The organism is Kocuria sp. CPCC 205260 (assembly GCF_040981045.1).
In the GTDB taxonomy this organism is placed as follows: Bacteria; Actinomycetota; Actinomycetes; order Actinomycetales; family Micrococcaceae; genus Kocuria; species Kocuria palustris.
In genome coordinates, this window is the sequence record NZ_JAVKPT010000115.1 from 1 (window position 1) to 512 (window position 512).

Annotated in this window: 1 protein-coding gene and 1 pseudogene; both read left to right on the forward strand. The window is 78.1% G+C overall.

Translation table 11 applies throughout. The features are described from left to right. Window positions 1-291, forward strand: a 291-nt coding sequence (locus RF645_RS13475; protein ID WP_368819289.1) for an alpha/beta fold hydrolase, incomplete at its 5' end; no start/stop codon positions are given. Further along, a pseudogene (locus tag RF645_RS13480) lies at window positions 288-512 on the forward strand (glycosyltransferase family 1 protein); the annotation flags it as partial. The gene RF645_RS13475 and the pseudogene RF645_RS13480, both read left to right, overlap by 4 nt.

Genomic DNA, 512 nt, shown 5'->3' on the forward strand with positions numbered 1-512 from the left:
ACCATGGCCTCCTGGATCCCCCGCCACCGACTCGAGGTCCTCGACGACGTGGGCCACCTCATCCACTACGAGGCCCCCGGGCGCACCGCCGAGCTGGTCCACGAGTTCCTCTCCTCCCCCGCCCCCGAGCCGCTCCCCGGGCCGATCCCCGGACCGGACGGGCCGCCGCCCGCGCTGCACGCGCAGGCGCCCCCGGCCGGCGCCCCCGCCCCCGACACCGCCCCGGTCACCGGGCTGCAGCGCATCGTGCGCCGCGGACGCCAGGAACACCGACGCGGACGCCGTCGGTGAGGCTGCTCCTGGACGCCCGCTACACCCGTCTCGACCGGCACGACGGGATCAGCCGCTACGGGGCGAGCCTGGCCGAGGCCGTGGCCGGTCTCGCCGACGGGACCCCCGGCCTGGACGTGGCCGTGCTCGTCAGCGATCCCCGCCAGCTCGCGCTGCTGCCGGACGTCCCCCACGTCACCGGTCCCTCCCCCGTGGCGGCCGCCGAGGCGGCCACGGCGCTG